This window comes from Geodermatophilus telluris, from assembly GCF_900102745.1.
Lineage (GTDB): Bacteria > Actinomycetota > Actinomycetes > Mycobacteriales > Geodermatophilaceae > Geodermatophilus > Geodermatophilus telluris.
The window spans coordinates 170,561-188,183 of record NZ_FMZF01000007.1 but is presented as its reverse complement, the minus strand read 5'-3'; the positions used below and the strand labels follow the sequence as shown (position 1 = coordinate 188,183).

14 protein-coding genes and 1 pseudogene are annotated in these 17,623 nt (G+C 77.7%); 4 read left to right on the top strand and 11 right to left on the bottom strand.

Annotation, left to right across the window (positions count from 1 at the left end; translation table 11 throughout):
* The first annotated feature begins 91 nt into the window (after positions 1-91).
* Both BLQ97_RS20535 and BLQ97_RS20530 read left to right on the top strand, forming a co-directional pair.
* Positions 92-418, top strand: a complete 327-nt coding sequence (locus BLQ97_RS20535) for a hypothetical protein (RefSeq protein WP_091368342.1) — start codon at positions 92-94, stop codon at positions 416-418.
* Positions 415-1,650, top strand: a complete 1,236-nt coding sequence (locus BLQ97_RS20530; protein WP_091368339.1) for a M14 family metallopeptidase — start codon at positions 415-417, stop codon at positions 1,648-1,650. The genes BLQ97_RS20535 and BLQ97_RS20530 overlap by 4 nt, the downstream gene beginning before the upstream one ends.
* An 89-nt stretch (positions 1,651-1,739) precedes the next feature.
* Here BLQ97_RS20530 and BLQ97_RS24065 read toward each other — a convergent pair whose 3' ends face one another.
* The 4 genes and pseudogenes from BLQ97_RS24065 to BLQ97_RS20515 all read right to left on the bottom strand — a co-directional run bounded on the left by BLQ97_RS24065 (position 1,740) and on the right by BLQ97_RS20515 (position 4,670).
* A complete protein-coding gene (locus tag BLQ97_RS24065) occupies positions 1,740-1,922 on the bottom strand; it encodes a hypothetical protein (protein ID WP_245692549.1) in 183 nt (60 codons plus the stop codon).
* A 127-nt stretch (positions 1,923-2,049) separates the two neighbouring features.
* A pseudogene (locus BLQ97_RS20525) lies at positions 2,050-2,892 on the bottom strand (DUF222 domain-containing protein); the annotation flags it as partial.
* 93 nt (positions 2,893-2,985) lie between these two features.
* Positions 2,986-3,390, bottom strand: coding sequence for an SRPBCC family protein (locus BLQ97_RS20520; protein ID WP_091368335.1), 405 nt, complete (start codon positions 3,388-3,390; stop codon positions 2,986-2,988).
* Positions 3,387-4,670 (bottom strand): competence/damage-inducible protein A, encoded by a 1,284-nt coding sequence (locus BLQ97_RS20515; RefSeq protein ID WP_091368332.1) that lies wholly within the window; start codon positions 4,668-4,670, stop codon positions 3,387-3,389. Before BLQ97_RS20515 ends, BLQ97_RS20520 begins: the two co-directional genes overlap by 4 nt.
* Before the next feature lie 178 nt (positions 4,671-4,848).
* Here BLQ97_RS20515 and BLQ97_RS20510 point away from each other — a divergent pair, with 178 nt between their 5' ends.
* Positions 4,849-5,595, top strand: coding sequence for a hypothetical protein (locus BLQ97_RS20510; RefSeq protein WP_091368329.1), 747 nt, complete (start codon positions 4,849-4,851; stop codon positions 5,593-5,595).
* Between the two features lie 27 nt (positions 5,596-5,622).
* Here BLQ97_RS20510 and BLQ97_RS20505 read toward each other — a convergent pair whose 3' ends face one another.
* From BLQ97_RS20505 to efeU, 5 genes are all read right to left on the bottom strand, one after another.
* Positions 5,623-7,146, bottom strand: coding sequence for a protein kinase domain-containing protein (locus BLQ97_RS20505; RefSeq protein ID WP_245692546.1), 1,524 nt, complete (start codon positions 7,144-7,146; stop codon positions 5,623-5,625).
* An 80-nt stretch (positions 7,147-7,226) separates the two neighbouring features.
* Complete coding sequence (locus tag BLQ97_RS20500; protein WP_091368326.1) at positions 7,227-8,921, bottom strand: serine/threonine-protein kinase; 1,695 nt, start codon at positions 8,919-8,921, stop codon at positions 7,227-7,229.
* A gap of 185 nt (positions 8,922-9,106) precedes the next feature.
* Positions 9,107-10,408, bottom strand: coding sequence for an iron uptake transporter deferrochelatase/peroxidase subunit (efeB, locus tag BLQ97_RS20495; protein ID WP_217637295.1), 1,302 nt, complete (start codon positions 10,406-10,408; stop codon positions 9,107-9,109).
* An 8-nt stretch (positions 10,409-10,416) separates the two neighbouring features.
* Complete coding sequence (gene efeO / locus BLQ97_RS20490; RefSeq protein WP_091368324.1) at positions 10,417-11,574, bottom strand: iron uptake system protein EfeO; 1,158 nt, start codon at positions 11,572-11,574, stop codon at positions 10,417-10,419.
* Positions 11,561-12,448 (bottom strand): iron uptake transporter permease EfeU, encoded by an 888-nt coding sequence (efeU, locus tag BLQ97_RS20485; protein WP_091368322.1) that lies wholly within the window; start codon positions 12,446-12,448, stop codon positions 11,561-11,563. The genes efeO and efeU overlap by 14 nt, the downstream gene beginning before the upstream one ends.
* Positions 12,449-12,679: 231 nt before the next feature.
* On the opposite strand from efeU, the gene BLQ97_RS20480 reads away from it, so the two are divergent.
* Positions 12,680-13,456 (top strand): enoyl-CoA hydratase-related protein, encoded by a 777-nt coding sequence (locus BLQ97_RS20480; RefSeq protein ID WP_091368319.1) that lies wholly within the window; start codon positions 12,680-12,682, stop codon positions 13,454-13,456.
* 599 nt (positions 13,457-14,055) lie between these two features.
* Here the strand turns inward: BLQ97_RS20480 and BLQ97_RS20470 are convergent.
* Both BLQ97_RS20470 and BLQ97_RS20465 read right to left on the bottom strand, forming a co-directional pair.
* Positions 14,056-15,702: a dynamin family protein gene (locus BLQ97_RS20470; RefSeq protein WP_091368312.1), complete on the bottom strand. Its 1,647-nt coding sequence runs from the start codon at positions 15,700-15,702 to the stop codon at positions 14,056-14,058.
* A complete protein-coding gene (locus tag BLQ97_RS20465; protein WP_091368309.1) occupies positions 15,699-17,546 on the bottom strand; it encodes a dynamin family protein in 1,848 nt (615 codons plus the stop codon). The genes BLQ97_RS20470 and BLQ97_RS20465 overlap by 4 nt, the downstream gene beginning before the upstream one ends.
* Positions 17,547-17,623 lie beyond the last annotated feature (77 nt).

Here is a 17,623-nt window from a genome sequence, read left to right as displayed (position 1 = left end):
GGCCCGCTGTACTGGGACCGCGCACCCCACCCAGGACCCGGCGGGCGGCGCACCGCCGTCCCGCGTCCCCACCCGCTGCGCGGAGGTACCCATGCCCGTCTTCCACATCACCGCCCACGGAGCCGGCCGGGAGGCCATGGCCGACCTGGTGCGGGTCCACGGCGTGCGGGTCCTCCCGCAGACCCTGCACGAGGACGGCGAGCGGGCCCGGGTCGACGCCCTGGCCGACGAGGCCGCCATCGATCGCCTGGTCGGCGCGGGGTACCAGGTCGACCGGCACGAGGACGTCGACGAGGCCGCCCGCGCCGACCTCGGGCAGGTGGGCCAGGGCAACAGGTTCGCCGCCGAGCTGGCCGCGGCGATGCAGGCAGGAGCTGGGCAGACGGGGAGCGCGCAGACGAGGGAGGACCGGTCGTGAGCTACCTGAACGTCGCCGAGGTGGAGACGGCCCTCGCGCTGGCCGCGCGGCCGGAGAACGCCGCGTTCACCGAGCTGACCCCGCTGCCGCACCGCACCTGGGAGGGGCGCACCTGCTCGGCCCTGCGCATCGGGGCGGCCCGCACCGCGCGAGCGGGGGTCTACCTGCTCGGCGGGGTGCACGCCCGCGAGTGGGGCAGCCCCGACATCCTGGTCAACCTGGCGCGGCTGCTGACCGACGCCTACCGCACCGGCACCGGCATCACCCAGGGCGGGGCGAGCACCAGCGCCGAGGAGGTCCGGCGCATCGTGACCACCCTGGACGTGGTCGTCCTCCCCCAGGTCAACCCGGACGGCCGGCACCACTCCATGACCCGCGACCCGATGTGGCGCAAGAACCGCCGCCCGGCCGGTCCCGGTCACCCGCGCTGCCCCGGCGGCGGCGGGCGGGGGCCGGGGGTGGACCTCAACCGCAACTACGACTTCCTGTGGGACCACACCACGGCGTTCAGCCCGCAGGCCCCCGTGGCGACCTCCGACGACCCGTGCGACGAGGTCTACCGCGGACCGGGAGCCGCCTCCGAGCCGGAGACCGCCAACGTCACCTGGCTGCTCGACCGGTACCCGTCGGTGACCCACTTCGTCGACGTGCACTCGTTCGGCGAGATGATCCTCTACAACTGGGGCGACGACGACGACCAGACGACCGACCCGTCGATGACGTTCGCCAACGCGGCCTGGGACGGCAAGCGCGGCATCCCGGACGCCACCCCGGGCGGCGACCCGCACCAGTACCGGGAGTACCTGCCGGCCGCCGACCTGGACGAGGCCGTCGCGCTGTCGGGCGTCATGCGCGACGCCATCCGGGCCGCGCACGGCCGGCAGTACTCGGTGAGCAGCGCCGTCGGGCTCTACCCGACCTCGGGCACCTCCGACGACTGGGCGTTCTCCCGCCACTTCACCGACCGGACCGACCGCCGGGTGCTGGGCTTCACCATCGAGTGGGGACGGCAGCGCCCGTCGATCCCGAAGAGCTTCCACCCCGACTACCCGGACATGGTGCCCGTCATCGAGGAGATCACCGCCGCGCTGCTGGCCCTGTGCTCCACCGTCGCCGACCGCGCCGCCGGCTCCGCACTGGGCGACCAGCCCCCGGCCGTACCGGGACAGCGGTCGCACGCCGGCACGACGGCGGACACCGCCCTGACCGACAGCACCGGTCAGCGCGGGTAGCGGGCCGACCCGCACGCCGGCGACCACGCACGCCTGCCCTCCTCCCGTTCCACGTGGAACGGGAGGAGGGTGCGACTCCGGTCGGGGGGTCAGGCGGCGGGTTGCAGCAGCGGTGGTGGGACGCCGATCTCGGTGCCGTCGGGGCGCCAGGTGCGCCACCGCCCGTCGGGTCGTCGCTCGACGCGGAAGCCGTGGTGGACCTTGGTGTGGTGCCGTTCGCACAGCAGGGCGGAGTTGGCGAGGTTGGTCTCGCCGCCGTCGAGCCAGTGCACCAGAGAAAGGACCCCTCCGCCCCCCACCACTCGCAAGCTCGCGGTGGGCCCCTGCGGAGGGGCCACACCGGTTGGCCAGGCGCTGTTCGCGGCCCAGGTCCAGCGGTGCCCCGTCGGGGCCGAACACCACGCGGCTGACGGTGCTGTCGCAGGCCAGCCAGCGGGCTCTCGCGGCGGAGACGACGGCGCCGAAGCCCATCCGGGCGGCCTCCGGGCCGGTGGCGGTGCCGGCGAGGTCGTCGAGGTCGATGACGACGGCCACGTGCGGCTTGACGGTGCCCAGCACCGGCAGCGAGCCAACGGCGAGGGTGGTGTCGCACAGCTGCACCAGCGCATCGCCGAGCCGCTGCGCGCGGCTGCGCTCGTCCCCGGCCGGCCGGTCAGCCTGCACGAACGACTCCAGTGCCGCCTGCAGCTTCTCCCCGCCCACCGCGTCGAGCTCGAAGCGGCCGCTGAGCGTGCCGTCGGCGTGCTTGGCCAGCGTCAGCCGCCGCCCCTCGGTCGGGTCGGGCTCCGGCCCGTCGGGATCGAGCCGGGCCAGGTAGTGCCGCACGGCAGCGACGAAGTCGGCGTGCGCATGCTCGACGGCCAGGCCGGTGAGCACCGCGTCGACCTCGCCCAGCACCACGCCCTGCTCGGCGGCCGCGGCCAGGCGCTCCGGTGTCAGCGCCGCGGCCGCCACGGCGACCTGCTCGGCCGACACCAGGCCGGCGTCGTGCGCCTCGGCCAGCGCCGGCAGGTGCGCCAGCACCCGCCCGTTGCCCACGACGCGGGCGGCCGCCGCGGCCGAGAGCCGGCAGTGCCCGGCCAGCCACGAGCGCATGCTCTTGAGCCCGTCGCGCTCGGGCGCCTGGGACAGCTCGGCGGCCCGCACCCGGCGGGCCAGCGCGGCGTCGATCCGGTTGCGCTCGGCGACCAGCGCGGCGACGTCCTCCAGCACGTCACCGGTCGACCAGTCATCCGAACACATGTACGAAGCCTAGCCGAGTGATTCGGCTTCCGCGCGGTGAACCCGCAGGTCAGCGGCTCGTCCACAGGTTCCGACAGCGCCTTGACACGCGAGTCACGGGGCTCGGTCGAGCGGGCGGACCAGGCGACTGATCGCGAGCTGCGCCAGCGGGGCGTAGGCGACGACGACCGGGAGCGGGCCGGTGATCCGCAGCCCGGTCGTGCTGCCGCCGTCCGGACCGTCGGAGACCCAGTGCACGAGGTGCAGCCGCACCGGGCCGGCCGACACCGTCCACGCCCAGCGCCGCGCCGCCTCGTCCACCGACTCGACGACGAACGGCAGCCGCACCCCGAGCGGCCCGCGCACGCGCCCCTCCACCCCGGCCGCCAGGCGGGGCACCGGCACCTGCACGCCGGTGATCTGCGGCGCCCACGTCGGCCACCGCGCGGGCTCGGCGTAGCGCTCCCACGTCTCGGCCGGCACCAGCGGCCCGCTGGCGTGCAGCGTCACGGTGCTCACGCCGGCGGCCCGCCGAGCAGCAGCTGGCGCAGCAGGTGCAGCGCCAGGACGACGGACCGCTCGCGCACCGCCGTCCGCGAGCCGGGGAAGCGCACCGACCGCGCCTGCGTGCCGCCGGGCCCGAGGACGCACAGGTGCACGGTGCCGACCGGCTTGTCCGGCGTGCCACCGCCCGGCCCGGCGATGCCGGTGATGCCGACGCCCACGTCGGCGCCGAACCGCGCCCGCGCCCCCTCCGCCAGCGCCAGCGCGACCTGCGGGCTGACCGCGCCGAACTCGGCCAGCACCTCCCCCGGCACGCCGACGAGCTGCTCCTTGGCCGAGTTGGCGTAGGAGGTGATCCCGCCGAGTACCCAGGCCGAGGACCCGGCGCGCTCGATCAGCCGGGCCACCAGCAGCCCGCCGGTGCACGACTCGGCGGTGGCGATGGTCAGCCCCTGGTCGGACAGCGCGCCGGCCACCAGCTCGTCGAGCGTCGGCCCGGTGGAGAACAGCGTGGCGGCGTACTCCTCGGCGAGGGCGGCGGCCAGCCGGTCGTAGGCGGGCTGGGCCTCGGGCGCGAAGCGGGTGACGATCTCCAGCTCGCCCTCGCGCAGGCAGGTGGTGATCTCCAGCCCGTCCAGACCCGGCTCGAGCCCGCGCAGGCTGGCGGCCAGCTGCGCCTCCAGCGTCCCCCACAGCCGGATCGTCTCCTGCCGGAGCTCGGTGGCCCCGGCGAGCACCTCGCGCACCGGCGCGGCCGCCAGCGCCGCCGGCCACATGCCCTGCAGCTCCGACGGCGGCCCGGGCAGGACGACGACCACCGGCCCGCCGCGCCCGTCGGCGGGCGGGACCACCAGGCCGGGCGCCGTCCCCACCGGCTCGAGCACCGTGGCCCCCGCCGGCACCATCGCCTGCTTGCGGACGCCGGCCGCCGTCGCCTCCGGGTCGGCCCGCCAGCCGCGGCGGGCCATGAGCCGCTCCACCACGGCGGCCACCCGCTGCTCCAGCTCCGGGTCGACGGCGAGCGGCCGGCCCTGCACCTCACCGACGACCGCCGCGGTGAGGTCGTCGGCGGTGGGCCCGAGCCCGCCGGTGGTGAGCACCAGGTCGACGCCGGAGGAGGCGAACCAGGCCAGCGCACCCCGCACGTCCTCCGGGCGGTCGCCGACGACCAGCACCGAGCCGACGTCGACGCCGGCCTGCCGCAGCTGCTCGGCCAGCCAGGGGCCGTTGCGGTCGGCGACCCGGCCGGTCAGCACCTCGGTGCCGGTGACGACGATCCCCGCGCGCGTACCCACCCGCCCGACCCTAGGAGGACCGGCGGACCCGGGCAGGACGGACCGAGCCGGACAGGACGGACGGATCCGTCTCCGGACCCGCCGCGGACCTCCCGGGCCCGGCCGGGGGGCGCCGCTAGCGTGGCGGGCAGAGACCGGCTCCCCGAGGGCCCCACCCGTCCGACGGAGAGGAACGACCGTGACCGCCACGCCCCCGGCCGGCCCGCGCACCCAGGAGATCCCCCTCGTCCCGCCCGGGGCGACGGCGGCCGGCGCGGCCGAGCAGCACCCGGCCCCCGTGCCCGACGCCGCGGCGCACGCCGCTCCCCCGCTGCCGCCGCCCGCGCCGGGTGCCGGCAGCACCGCCGTGCAGCCCCGCGTCGAGGACCCCGCGCCCTACGGCAGCGGGCTGCAGCCCACCGGCCCGCTCGACGCCTTCTTCGGCCCCGCGCCGGTGCCGCACCCCGCCCCGGCCGAGGCCGGCCCCGCCGCACCGCACGCCCCCCACGGCACCTCCGGCCCGCACGACGCCCCGGCGCGGCCCGCGACCCCCGCGGCGAAGCGGGCCCGGACCCCCCGGACGCGCACGCCGCAGGACCGTGCCCTGCTCACCGGCGCCGGCCTCGTCGCCCTCGCCCTGGTGCTGTTGGAGCTCGGCCTGGCGCTGCGCTGGGGCGGCGACCGGCTGTGGGCGGAGACCCCGCTGTGGTCGGCGTTCGCGACGCTCGCCGTGCTCGCCGGCGCGCTGCCGTTCGTGTCCCGGCTGCGGCTGCCCGGCGGCGCCGCGACGGCGGAGCGGGCGGCGCTCGGCGGCCTGGCCGGCCTGGGCGTCTTCTGGCTGCTGGTCGCGCTGCCCGACGCCGACACCGACCGCGGCTTCCTGCTCACCGCCGCGCTCGCGGCGCTGGGCCTCGCCCAGTGGCTGGTACCCGGCCGCCGTCGCTGATCCCCGGGGCCGCCCCGCGGGCGCCGGTCAGCCGGCGCGGCCCCGCCCGTTGCCGTTCCCGCCGGCGTTGCCGTTGCCGTTGCCCTGCCCGTTGCCGTTCCCCTGCCCGCCGGCGTTGCCGTTGCCCGGTCCGCCGGGGCCCCACGTCGTCCCGGGAGCCGGGGCGGAGGAGGCGGGTGGCGCGGGCGGCTCCGCCGAGGTCTGCGGGGCCGGCTCCGACGCCTGGGGCAGCACGGTCGGCTCGGCCGGATCCGGGGTCGGTGTCGCGGGCGCCGCGGCGACGGTCAGCGTGACCACCTCCGCCGGCGCGAGCCGCCCGACCGGTCCGACCGCCGTCACCGTGCCCGCGGCCACGTCCGCCGTCGCCTCCGTGGTCCGCTGCACCCGCAGCCCCGCCGCGACCAGCTCGGTCTCGACGTCGTCGGCGGAGCGGCCCACCAGGTCGGCCCAGCGCACCTCGACCGCCGTCGGCTCGGCCTCGGCGACGGTGGCCGGGACGTCGGCCCCCGGCCCGGCGACCTGCAGCACGCCCACCCCGATCGCGGCGCCGGCCACCAGCGTCGCCGCGCCGGCCAGCAGCCGGCCGCCGCGCCGCGGGTGGGGGGCGGCGCCGCCCACCGGGGAGCGGGTGTCCGCCCCGGCCGGGACCGGCGCGTCCGCGGGCACCGGCCGGGTGACCGGCAGCGGCGTGGTGGCGGGGGCCGGGGCGGGCGGCAGCTCGCGGCCCGCCCGCACGGCCTCGACCGCGTCGTGGAGGGCGGCGCCGTCGGGGAAGCGGGCCGCGGGGTCCTTGACCAGGGCCCGCGCCACCAGCGTGCGCACCGGGTCGGGCACGTCGGCCGGGAGGGGGTCGGGCTCGTCGCGGAGCTGGCGCAGCGCCACCTGCACCGGGTGCTCGCCGTCGAAGGCGCGCCGGCCGGCCAGGCACTCCCAGGCCACCATGCCGAGCGCGTAGACGTCGCTGGCCGGCCCGGCCTTGCCGCCCCCCGCCTGCTCGGGTGAGAGGTAGCTGGCGGTGCCGACCACCTGGCCGGTGCGGGTCAGCGGCGCGCTGGCGGCCGACCAGGCGATGCCGAAGTCGGTGATCTTCACGCTGCCGTCGCGGCCGAGCAGCACGTTGCCCGGCTTGACGTCGCGGTGCACCACCCCGGCGGCGTGCGCGGCGGCCAGCGCGGCCGCGGTCTGCCCCACGACGTCGAGCACCCGCTCCGGCGCCAGCCGCGGCTCCCGGGCCAGCAGCGCCGACAGCGGCTCGCCGTCGACCAGCTCCATCACCAGGAACGCGCACAGCTCGCCGTCGTCGCTGAGCACCTCGCCGTAGTCGTGCAGCGCGGCGATGTTGCGGTGCTGCAGCCGCCCGGTGAGCTGGGCCTCCGTGCGGAAGCGGGTGCGGAAGGTCTCGTCGCCGGTGTACTCGCTGCGCAGCACCTTGACGGCGACCTCGCGGCCCAGCCGGGTGTCCCGCGCGCGCCAGACCTGCCCCATGCCGCCGGTCGCGATGAGGTCGGTCAGCTCGTAGCGGTCGGCCAGGACGCGGCGCACCGGACGCACGGGCTCCCCCTCCCCTCGGCGGCGGTCTCCCACCTTCCCCTACCACGGCACGCGGCGCACCGGTTGCCCACGCGCACCGGTCAGGGAGCGGAGGACCCCGCTGCCGGGGTGGGACTCGGGGACCCCGGCCGGCCCCAGGGCGCCGACGGGGTGGCCGAGGTCGGGCCGGCCGTCGTCGTCGGCGCCTCGGGGGTGGTCGTCTCGACCGGCGTGCCGGTGGCCGTCGGGTCCGGGGACGGCGAGGGGGTCGGGGTGCCGGTCGGCGTGGCCGACGACGTCACCGGGACCTCCGGCGTGGGCGTCACCGCCGTGGTCTCGGGCGCGGCCGGCAGCGGCTGGGCGTCGGGGGCCGGGGCGCTGTCACCGGTCACCGGGGAGACCTCGCCGCGGTCCTCCCGCTCCCAGGTGCCCGTGTCCCGGCTCGGCGGCGCGACCGCGTAGGTGACGACGACGTCGTCGTCGGGCTCGAGCGTCACGCCGGTGGGGGAGAGCGCGACCACCAGCCCGGGGACGGCGGAGCCGGTGACCTGCTGGTGCCGCTCGACGCCGAGGCCCAGCGCGGACAGCTGGGTGGCGACGTCGTCGACCGGGCGGCCGACGTAGTCGCCGGCCACCAGGACCAGACCGTCCTCGCCGTCGCGGGTCTGGGCCGCGACGACCGGCGGCGGCGTGGCGCCGTCGGACACCGCGGTGAAGACGACACCGGCCAGGCCGGCACCGAGGAGCAGCGCGATCAGCGGCACGAGCACCGCCGCGGCCCGGCGCCGCGGCGGCGGGGGGCCGCCGTGCCGGGCTCCCCCGGTCGGGGCGGGCGTCGCCTGGGTGGCCGGCCCGGGGTCGACGTCCGGTGCGGCGGCGGGTGCGGCGGTGGGCACGGCGGTGGGCACGGCGGCCACCGGGACCGGGGCGGCCGGCGGGGGAGGGGGGTCGGCGGGCAGCCGACCGGCGCGGGCGTCCGCGACCGCGGCCACGAAGGCCGCGCCGTCGGGCATCCGGGCGGCCGGGTCCTTGGCCAGCGCGCGCCGGATGAGCGTGCGGACGCCGCCGGGCAGCGTGTCCGGCAGCGGCTCGGGGTCGGAGCGCAGCTGCTTGAGCGCGATGGTGATCGCGTTGTCGCCGTCGAAGGCGGGGTGGCCGGTCAGGCACTCGTAGCCGACCAGGCCCAGCGCGTAGACGTCGCTGGCCGGCGTGGCCAGGTGACCCTCGGCCTGCTCCGGCGAGAGGTACTGCGGCGTGCCGATGACCTGCCCGGTCTGGGTGAGCGGCACGCTGCCGGCCGACCAGGCGATGCCGAAGTCGGTGATCTTCACGCTGCCGTCGGGCCGCACCAGGATGTTGCCGGGCTTGACGTCGCGGTGCACGAGGCCGGCGCGGTGGGCCTCGGCGAGCGCGGCAGCGGTCTGCCCGAGCACCGACAGCGTGGTGCCGGCGTCCAGCGCCCCCTCCTGCCGCAGCAGCGTCGACAGCGGCGGCCCCTCGACCAGCTCCATCACCAGGTAGGCCAGCTGCTCGCCGGTGTCGGCGGCCTCGGTCTCGCCGTAGTCGTAGACGGTGGCGATGTTGGGGTGGCTCAGCGCCGCGGCGTGCTGGGCCTCGGCGCGGAAGCGGGCGAGGAAGGTGGGGTCGCCGGTGTACTCGCTGCGCAGCACCTTGACCGCGACCGGGCGGTGCAGCAGCAGGTCGGTGGCCCGCCAGACCTGGCCCATGCCACCGGAGGCGATGAGGCCGGAGAGCTCGTAGCGGTCACCGAGCATGCGGCGACCCGGTTCCACCACGGGAGCTCTCCATTCCCTGCCGGCCCCTCGGCTCGGCGCCGTTCCTGCCGGTCCGGCGCCGCTCCCCTGGCCAGGAGATGCCCGGGCCGTCCCAGGACACACATCATCCCAGCAGCCCCACCCGAACAGGTACGTCCCACGCGTCACAGCTGCGCAACGACCCGGTGGACGGGCGGGGCGCGGCCTCAGCCGAACAGGGCGCGGCCCCACCAGTCGTCCGCGTCGCGCACGCCCGGCGGGCAGGCGAACACCGCCGACGACGTGTGCCGGACGTACTCGTTCATCGCGTCGAGCCGCAGGTTGCGCTGCACCTGCACGAACCCGGTGGCCGGATCGCGCTGGAAGGCGATGAAGAACAGCCCCGCGTCGAGCCGGCCGAGGCCGTCGGAGCCGTCGACGAAGCTGTAGCCGCGCCGCAGGATCGCCGTCCCGGAGTTGGTCGGGTGGGCGAGGAAGACGTGGCTGGTCTCGGGCACCGCGAACTCGCCGTCGACCTGCGTCGTGAAGTCCACCGGGTCGAACTCCGCCCGCTGGCCCAGCGGCGCCCCGCTGCCCTTGGTGCGGCCGATGGTGCGCTGCTGCTCGTCGAGCGAGGAGCTGTCCCACGGCTCGACCAGCATCCTGATCCGCCGGGTGACCAGGTAGGACCCGCCGCGCAGCCACTCGGCGGCCGTCCCCTCGACGTCGTCGCCGACCCAGACGAACCGGTCGAGCGCGCTGCCGTTCTCCGCCTTGAGGTTGGCGGTGCCGTCCTTGAACCCGAACAGGTTGCGCGGGGTGTCCTGGCCAGTGCTGGTCGACGACGTCCGGCCGAAGCCCAGCTGCGACCAGCGCACGCTGACCACGCCGGCGCCGATGCGCACCAGGTTGCGCACCGCGTGCACGGCGACCTGCGGGTCGTTGGCGCAGGCCTGCAGGCACAGGTCGCCGCCGCTGATCGCCGGGTCGAGCTGGTCGCCGGGGAAGGCGGGCAGCTCCACCAGCGGCGCGGGCCGGCGGGCGGCCAGGCCGAAGCGGTCGACGCCGTCGGCGGTGGTGAACAGCGTCGGCCCGAAGCCCACGGTGATCGTCAGCCCGGACGGCGGCAGGCCGATCGCCTCCCCGGTGTCGTCGGGCGGCGCGTACCGCTCCCCCGCCACGGCGCCGACCTCGCCGGCGTCCTGCCCGGCGGTCATCCGGCGGGCGGCGGCGGTCCAGTCGCGGAGCAGCTGGACGAGCTCGTCGCGGCTGTCGGTGGTGACGTCGAGGGCGACGAAGTGCAGCCGGTCCTGGGCGGGGGTGACGATCCCGGCCTGGTGGGCGCCGTGGAAGGGCACCGCGTCGGTCGGGGACGGCGCGGGGGCGCCCGCGGCGTCGTCGGCGGTGGCCCGGCCGAGGGCGCCACCGGCCGCGCCCCCGGCGAGCACGCCGGCCGTGCCGACGCCGAGCGCGCCCAGCAGCCGGCGGCGGGACAGCCCGCCCCGCCGGCCGTCGTCCGGTCCGGTCACGGTGCTCCTCAGCGGTCGGCGACGACCGCCGCGACCCGGCTGACCGACTCCGACAGCGCGGTGACGCTGTCCGACAGGCCGCGCAGCTGGTCCTCGGTGAGCTGGTCGTGCGGCGTCCAGCCGCCGTCGGTGCGGTACTGCTCCAGCTCGGCCTCGGTGGCGGCGAACCGCTCGTCGATCTCGGCGACCAGCTCGGGGTCGGCCTCCTCGAGGTAGGGGCGCAGCGCCTGGACGGCGGCCTCGGAGCCCTCGAGGTTGGCGGCGAAGTCCCACAGGTCGGTGTGCGAGTAGCGGTCCTCCTCGCCGGTGATCTTGCCGGTGGCGATCTCGTCGAGCAGGGCCTTGGCGCCGTTGGCCAGCTGCAGCGGCTCGAGCGTCGTGCCGTCGGCGAGGTCGACGACCTCCTGCACGTCCGCCAGCAGGCGGTCGGCGTAGGGGGCCATCCCCTCGGTGGTGCCGCCGACCCACAGCGCCTGCTCGATGCGGTGGAACCCGGTGAAGTCCTCGCCCTCGGCCTGGTCGCCCTCGCGGCCGTCGATGAGCGGGTCGAGGTCGCCGAAGACCTCGGCCACCGGCTCGATCCGCTCCCAGTAGGTGCGGGCGACGGGGTAGAGCGCCTTGGCGCCCTCGACGTCGCCGGCCTCGACCGCGTCGGTGAAGGCGGTCGTCTGCTCCAGCAGCGCGCCGGTCTGGCTCTGCACGTAACGCTGGTAGTCCGCGCTCGCCCGGGCGAGGGTCTCGTCCTCCGACAGGGTCGCGGCCTCGCCGGTGACGGTCAGGCCGGCTCGGATGCCGTCGCCGACCATGCCGGGCTTGCAGGCGGTCTCGTAGCTGCCGGCGGGCAGCTCGACGAGCAGCTCGCGGGTCAGCCCCGGGGCGATGTTCTCCACCTCGCCCATCACCCGGTCGCCGTCGGCGTAGACGTAGAACTCGGTGACCTGGCTGCCGGAGTTGGTCACCGCGAAGCTGTGCGTGCCGGCGGGGAGCTCCGCGCTGGCGACGTCGCAGGCGTCGTCGGTGGCCGCGACGGGGACCGTGTCGGCGGCCTGCTCGCCGGCGGCCGCGGCGGTGCCGCCGTCCCCACCGCCGCCGCCGCAGGCCGCGGTGGTCAGCGCGGCCAGCAGGGCGGCGGTGAGGAGGGGCAGGCGGCGGTCACGCACGGACATGCTCAGGGGTCTCCGAGGGCGAGGGGGACACGGCGCGGTCGGCCGCGGCGGGGGTGGGCCGGCGGGCCGGCCAGAGGAAGGCGACGAGGACCGGCAGCAGGTAGGCGGCCCAGGCGACGGTCTCCAGCACGGTGGGCGCCGCGGTGACGTTGACCATCCCCGCGAGGGCCGCGCCGTACCAGCTGTTCGGGTCGAGCACGCCCGAGACGTCGAAGGCCAGGACGTCGAGGCCGGGCAGCACGCCGGCCTCCTGGAAGTCGTGCACGCCGTACTTGAGGATCCCCGCGGCGACGAGCACCAGCAGCACGCCGCTGACGGTGAAGAACCGGCCCAGGTCGATCCGCACCGCGCCCGCGTACAGGGCGGCGCCGAGGACGACGGCGGTGAGCAGGCCGGCGGAGATGGCCACCAGCGGGGTCGCCGTCGTCGTGGCGCCCTGGGCGGCGGCGTAGAAGAGCAGCGTCGTCTCCAGGCCCTCGCGGACCACGGAGAGGAAGGCGACGCCGGCGACGGCGAGCGCGCCCGTGCCCAGCGCGTGCTCGAGCTGCCCGGTGAGCTCGCCCCTGAGCCCCCGGGCGGTCCGGCGCATCCAGAAGACCATCCAGGTCACGAGCGCGACGGCGAGCACCGAGGTGACCGCCTCGAACAGCTCGCGGGAGCGGTAGTCGGCCAGCAGCGTGGTCCCGGTCCAGGTGAGCAGTGCGCCCCCGAGCACCGACAGCGCGACGGCGGCGACCACGCCGGCCCACAGCGGCAGCAGCTGGCGGCGCCGGCCGGACTTGACCAGGTAGGCGACCAGGATGCTGACCACCAGCGTGGCCTCCAGCCCCTCGCGGAGGCCGATGAGGTAGCTGGCGAGGAACGCCTGGCCCATGGCTGACCCCTCTGTCGGGAGCGGTGACCCCCGTCTCCGGACTGAGGGCAGGCACACCTTACTCACGACCCCCCGAGCCCCACGCCCACCGGCCGGGAGGAGGGCGGCGATGATCAGGTGACCTGATCCCAGCGCGTCCCACCCGACGTCCCACCGTCCGGTGGGACGCGCTGCGGTGCGGTAGGACGGCACCGGACGACGGACGACGACGAGGGACCAGGAGGGGCGACGATGCCCGGTTCGGTGACGCGCGAGGACGCCGGCGGCGTCGCGACCATCACGCTCCTCAGGGCGGGGCTGACCAGCGCGATGCGGCGCGAGCTGCTCGAGGTGGTGCGCGGGGTGGCCGACGACGGGTCGGTGCGCGCCGTGCTGCTCACCGGCACCGGCCGCGCCTTCTGCGTCGGCCAGGACCTCGCCGAGCACGTCGAGTCGCTGCGCGGGGACGCCGAGCACTCCCTGTCGGTGGTGGAGGGCGAGTACAACCCGCTGGTCCTGGCGCTGTCGGCGCTGCCCGTGCCGGTGGTCGTGGGGATCAACGGCGCGTGCGCCGGCGCCGGCCTCGGGCTGGCCCTCGCCGGCGACCTGCGGGTGGCCGCGGCCGGCGCGAAGTTCACCACCGCGTTCACCGGCATCGGCCTGTCCAGCGACTCGGCGCTGGCCGCCCGGCTGGTGCACAGCGTGGGCGTCGCGCGGGCCACCGAGCTGCTCCTGCTGCCCGACCCCTTCCCGGCCGAGACCGCGCTGCAGTGGGGCCTGGTGCACCGGGTGGTCGACGCCGCGGAGGTGGCCGGCGAGGCCCGCGCCCTGGCCGAGCGGCTGGCCACGGGCCCGACCGCCGCCTACCGCGCGGTGAAGACCGTGCTGGCCACCGCGGCCACCGACGGCCTCGAGGACACCCTGGCCCTGGAGGCGCGGCTGCAGAACGAGCTCGGGCGGACCGCCGACCACAGCGAGGCCGTCGAGGCGTTCCTCGCCAAGCGCACGCCGCGGTTCACCGGTCACTGACCGCGAGCGGCACGCTGCCGGCCGTGCCGACACGAGCGGCTCGCGGGCGCGCCGCCGGGTCCACCGGGCGGGCCGCGGCCGGGCCGGACGGGCGCGGTGCCACCCTCCGCTGACCCGGCGGGGAGGGAGACACCGTGGACGGAGCGCGCGGCGGCGGGACGGCGGAGGCGCCCCCGGCGGCTGGGCCGGCCACGGGGGAGCGGCCGCTGCCCCGCCGGCCGACGGCGGGCGCCCCGCCGCGCACCGCCCCGCCGCGGCCCCCGGTCACCAGCGACGTCGCGCCGCCCGGCCCGCCGCCGGTGCCGGCCCGGCCGCGCGCCGTCCGCGCCGCGGCGCTGCTCTGCTCGGCGGGCGTCCTGGCGGCCGTGCTGGGCCTGCTGGCCGCGCTGCTGGACCGGGCGGCCCTCGACGCGCGGCTGACCGCGACCGCCACGGCGCAGGACCCGGCGGCGACGGCCGCGGACGTCGCCGACGCCGTCGACGTCACGGTCGCCCTGGTGGCCGGCGCCGTCGCGGTCGGGGTCGCGCTCACCGCCGGGGCCGCGGCCCTCGCGGTGCGCCGGCGGTCGTGGGCGCGGTGGCTGCTGCTGGCGGTCCTGCTACCGACCCTGCTCGCCCTCGACGTCGCGCAGGGCACCGCCGCGGGCGACGCCGACCTCGACCGCGTCGCGCTGGTGGTGGCGGCCGGTTGCCTCCTGCTGGCGCCCGTCCCGCTGTTCCTGCGGCCCGCCCGGGCCTGGTACCGCGCCCCCTGACGCCCCGTCGGGGTCCCCGTCGAGGACGGCCAGCACCCCCTCGCAGGAGCGGACGACGACGTCGGCGGCGTCGGTGGCCGCGCGGTCGGCGAGCGGGTCGGCGGCCACCTCCTGCCAGCGCCGGAGCGCCTGCCGGGCCGCCCCGCGCAGCGACGCGACCGGGGTGTCCGCGGGCAGCCCGAGCCGCGCCGCGGGGCCGGTGCCGGCCGCGCCGAGCAGCCGCTCCCCCTCCGCCCGCAGCGCCGGCGGCAGCGGCCCGGACGACGACCGGGTGCGCGCCAGCAGGGCGAGCTCGGGGAGGTCGTCGGCCGCCAGCCGGATGCGCTCGACCCCGGCCCGCACGGTGCCGGCGCCGGGCACCGGGTGCTCGGCCAGCACGCCCTCCAGGAGCCGCAGGGCCGCCGCCGTCCGCACCGGCCCGCCGCGGGCGGTGAACTGGACGGCGAGCAGCCGCTGGAGCTCGACCAGACCGCTGCGGCGCAGCAGCTCGTCGGCCAGCGCGACCGCGTCCTGCACGCCGGCCCGCACCAGGGCCACCGACAGCCGCACCCCGAACAGGCCCAGCCGGTCGAGCAGCGCCACCCGGTCCTCCGGCGGGAGGGGCACCGGCGCGTCGGGCCGGCAGAACCGGTCGGCGCTGAGCAGCAGGCCGGTCACCGCGGCCGGGTCGGCGGTGGCCAGGCTGCGCAGCGCGAGGAAGTCGCCCTGCCGCAGCGTGCGACCGGCCAGCGCCACCTTCCCGGCCACCGGCACGACCGCCGAGCTGACCGCCTGCAGCTGCGGGTCGGCCGACATCCGGCGGGCGGCCTCCGCGGCGGCGCGCAGGGCGTCGGGCCGCCCGGCGCCCACCTCGTCGGCCCGCGACAGGACGGTGACGGTCGAGGTCAGCGTGCCGGTGGCGCCGGTGGCCTCCTGGAACGCGCGGAGCACGGCCAGGTCGTCGGGCTGCGGCTGACGGGTGAGGTGCACGACGGCGTCCGCGCCGGCCGGGCCCCCGTCGTCGCCGAGGAAGGCGTGCGTCCGGTCGCTGGTGCCGGCCGACAGCGACCCGGTGCCGGGGGTGTCGACCAGCGTGGCGGCCAGCAGGTCGGCCGACGGCCAGTCGACGACGAGCCGCGCCACCTCCTCCGGCGGGGTCCCGGCCAGGTCGAGCACCAGCCCCCCGCCGTCCCGGCGCACCGGCAGGTCCCGCGTCGCGCCGTCGGTGCCGGTGAGCACCACGCGCGGCGTGGCGCCGTAGCGGTACTCGGTCACCACCCGCGTGCACTCGCCGGCGTCCGTGGGTGCCACCCGGGCGCCGACGAGGGCGTTGAGCAGCGTGGACTTGCCCGCCTTGACCCGCCCGACGATCGCCACGCGCAGCGGCTCGTCGAGCCGGCGGCGCGCGGCGGCCAGCCGCCGCACCGCCGGGGGCACGTCCGCCCAGCGGGCCAGTGCGTCGTCCAACAGCTCCCGGACGTCGTCGGCCGCCGGTCCCCCGGGGTCGGTCACGGGGCGGCCACCGGGGCGGGCACCGAGGAGGGCACGGCGGCGGGAGCGGGCTCCAGCCGGCGGACGTCGGCGGCGAGCCGCTCGATCCGGTCGAAGCGGGCGCGCAGCACCCGGGTGCGGGCGTCCTGCTCGGCGGTGGCCTCCTTGGTCGAGCGCTGCGCCGCCCGCACGGCGTCGGCCAGCGAGCGGGCCGCCTCGTCGGTGGCGTCGGTGATCAGGTCCCGCAGCGTGCGCTGCACCACGCGCAGCCGGTCCTTGAGGTGCTTGCCCACCTGGAAGACCACCTCGTCCAGGTGTCGGCGGACGACGGTGCGCGCCTCGGACTCCCGCCGCTGCCGGCGCTGCCGCGCGTCGTCGTTGTAGGCCTTGCGGCCGAGCAGCACGCCGGCGGCCAGCGAGAACGGGTTGATGATGGCCAGTCCGGCGAGGCTGGTGACCAGGCCGGTCATGAGCACGCCGGTGTAGGAGCCGCGCAGCCCGACGAGCACGCGCTCGCGCAGGGTCAGGTCGCCGTCGTCGATGCCGGGGACCTCGACGAGGGCGGCGAGCGCGTCGGCCGCGGCGCCGACCCGCAGGTCCGGGACGGCGACGCCGCCGTCCCGGGCGAACTGCTCGACCACCCGCTCGGCCAGCCACTGCGAGCGCTGCTCGGCCCACACGTAGCTGTCGGCCACCGCGGCCGCGACGCGCTGGTCGAGCCACGCGGTGACCTCCGGCCAGGCCGGCCCCGGGTCGCGGGCGGCGATGACCTCCTCGGCCTCGCGGAGCACCACCCGGGAGCGGTCGCGCAGGTCGTGGTCGATGTCGGCCACCAGGTCGGTCACGCCGTCGGCGAGCACCTGCTGCCAGCGCGAGGAGCGGCGGCGCTGGTCGTCGACGGCGGCCCGCGCCTGCTCCAGCTCGTCGAGGAGCGCCTCCCGGGACGCCGGGTCCTCCAGGGTGCGCAGCTCGCTGCGGGTGGCCAGCGCCAGGTGCCCGGTGACGGCGGTGAGGTCGTGCACCAGCGAGCGGCGGGCCAGGGCGGCGGCGCGGCCGGCCACCTGCTCGCGGAGGTGGGCGACGAGGGCGCCGATGCCCGACTCCTCGTGCAGCTCGCGGTCGCGGTGCTGCACCGCGAGCAGGGCCAGGGTGGAGGAGACGGCGAACAGCGGGACGTCGTGGCCGCGCCGGTCGAGGTGGGCGCGGTCGAGGTCGGCGACCTGCCGCCAGTCGGGACAGGCGTCGGTCTTGGTCAGGACGCAGACGACCGTCGGGCACAGCGCCGCGGCGTGCTCGAGGACCGCCATCTCCGGCGCGGTGAACTCCTGGCTGGCGTCGGAGACGAGCAGCACGGCGTCGGCGGTGGGCAGCAGGTCGACGGTGGCCAGCGAGTGCGCCACCCCGAGCCCGCCCACCCCGGCGGTGTCGACGAGCTCCAGCCCGCGCTCGAGGAGCTTCCGCGGCAGCTCCACCTCGGCCCGCACGACCCCCTCGGCGCCCGGGCCGGCGACTCGGGCGGCGACCGTCTCGACCGGCACGGGCACGCGCTCGGTGGCCTCCTCGTCTCCACCGCCGGCCGGGCCGGGAGCCACCGTCCGCACCAGCGCGGCCCGGGGCGCGTCGCCGGCGCGCACCACGGTGGGGACGGCGGACACCACGTCGTCGGAGACAGGGCAGACCGGCACGCCCACCAGGGCGTTGACCAGCGAGCTCTTGCCCTGCCCGGGCTCGCCGACGACCAGGACCCGCACGCCGGGGGACGCGGAGCGCCGGCGCGCCAGGGTGAGCCGGCGGTGCAGGTCGGCGCGCCCGCCCTCCTCGGCCAGCGCGAGGGCCCGGTCCACGAGCTGCTCCGGTGTGACCACCGCCACCTCCTCGGTCCGGACGTGCCTACCACTCCCCGGCCGGGGACGGACCGGGGACAGGCCGGGGCCCGGCCGGG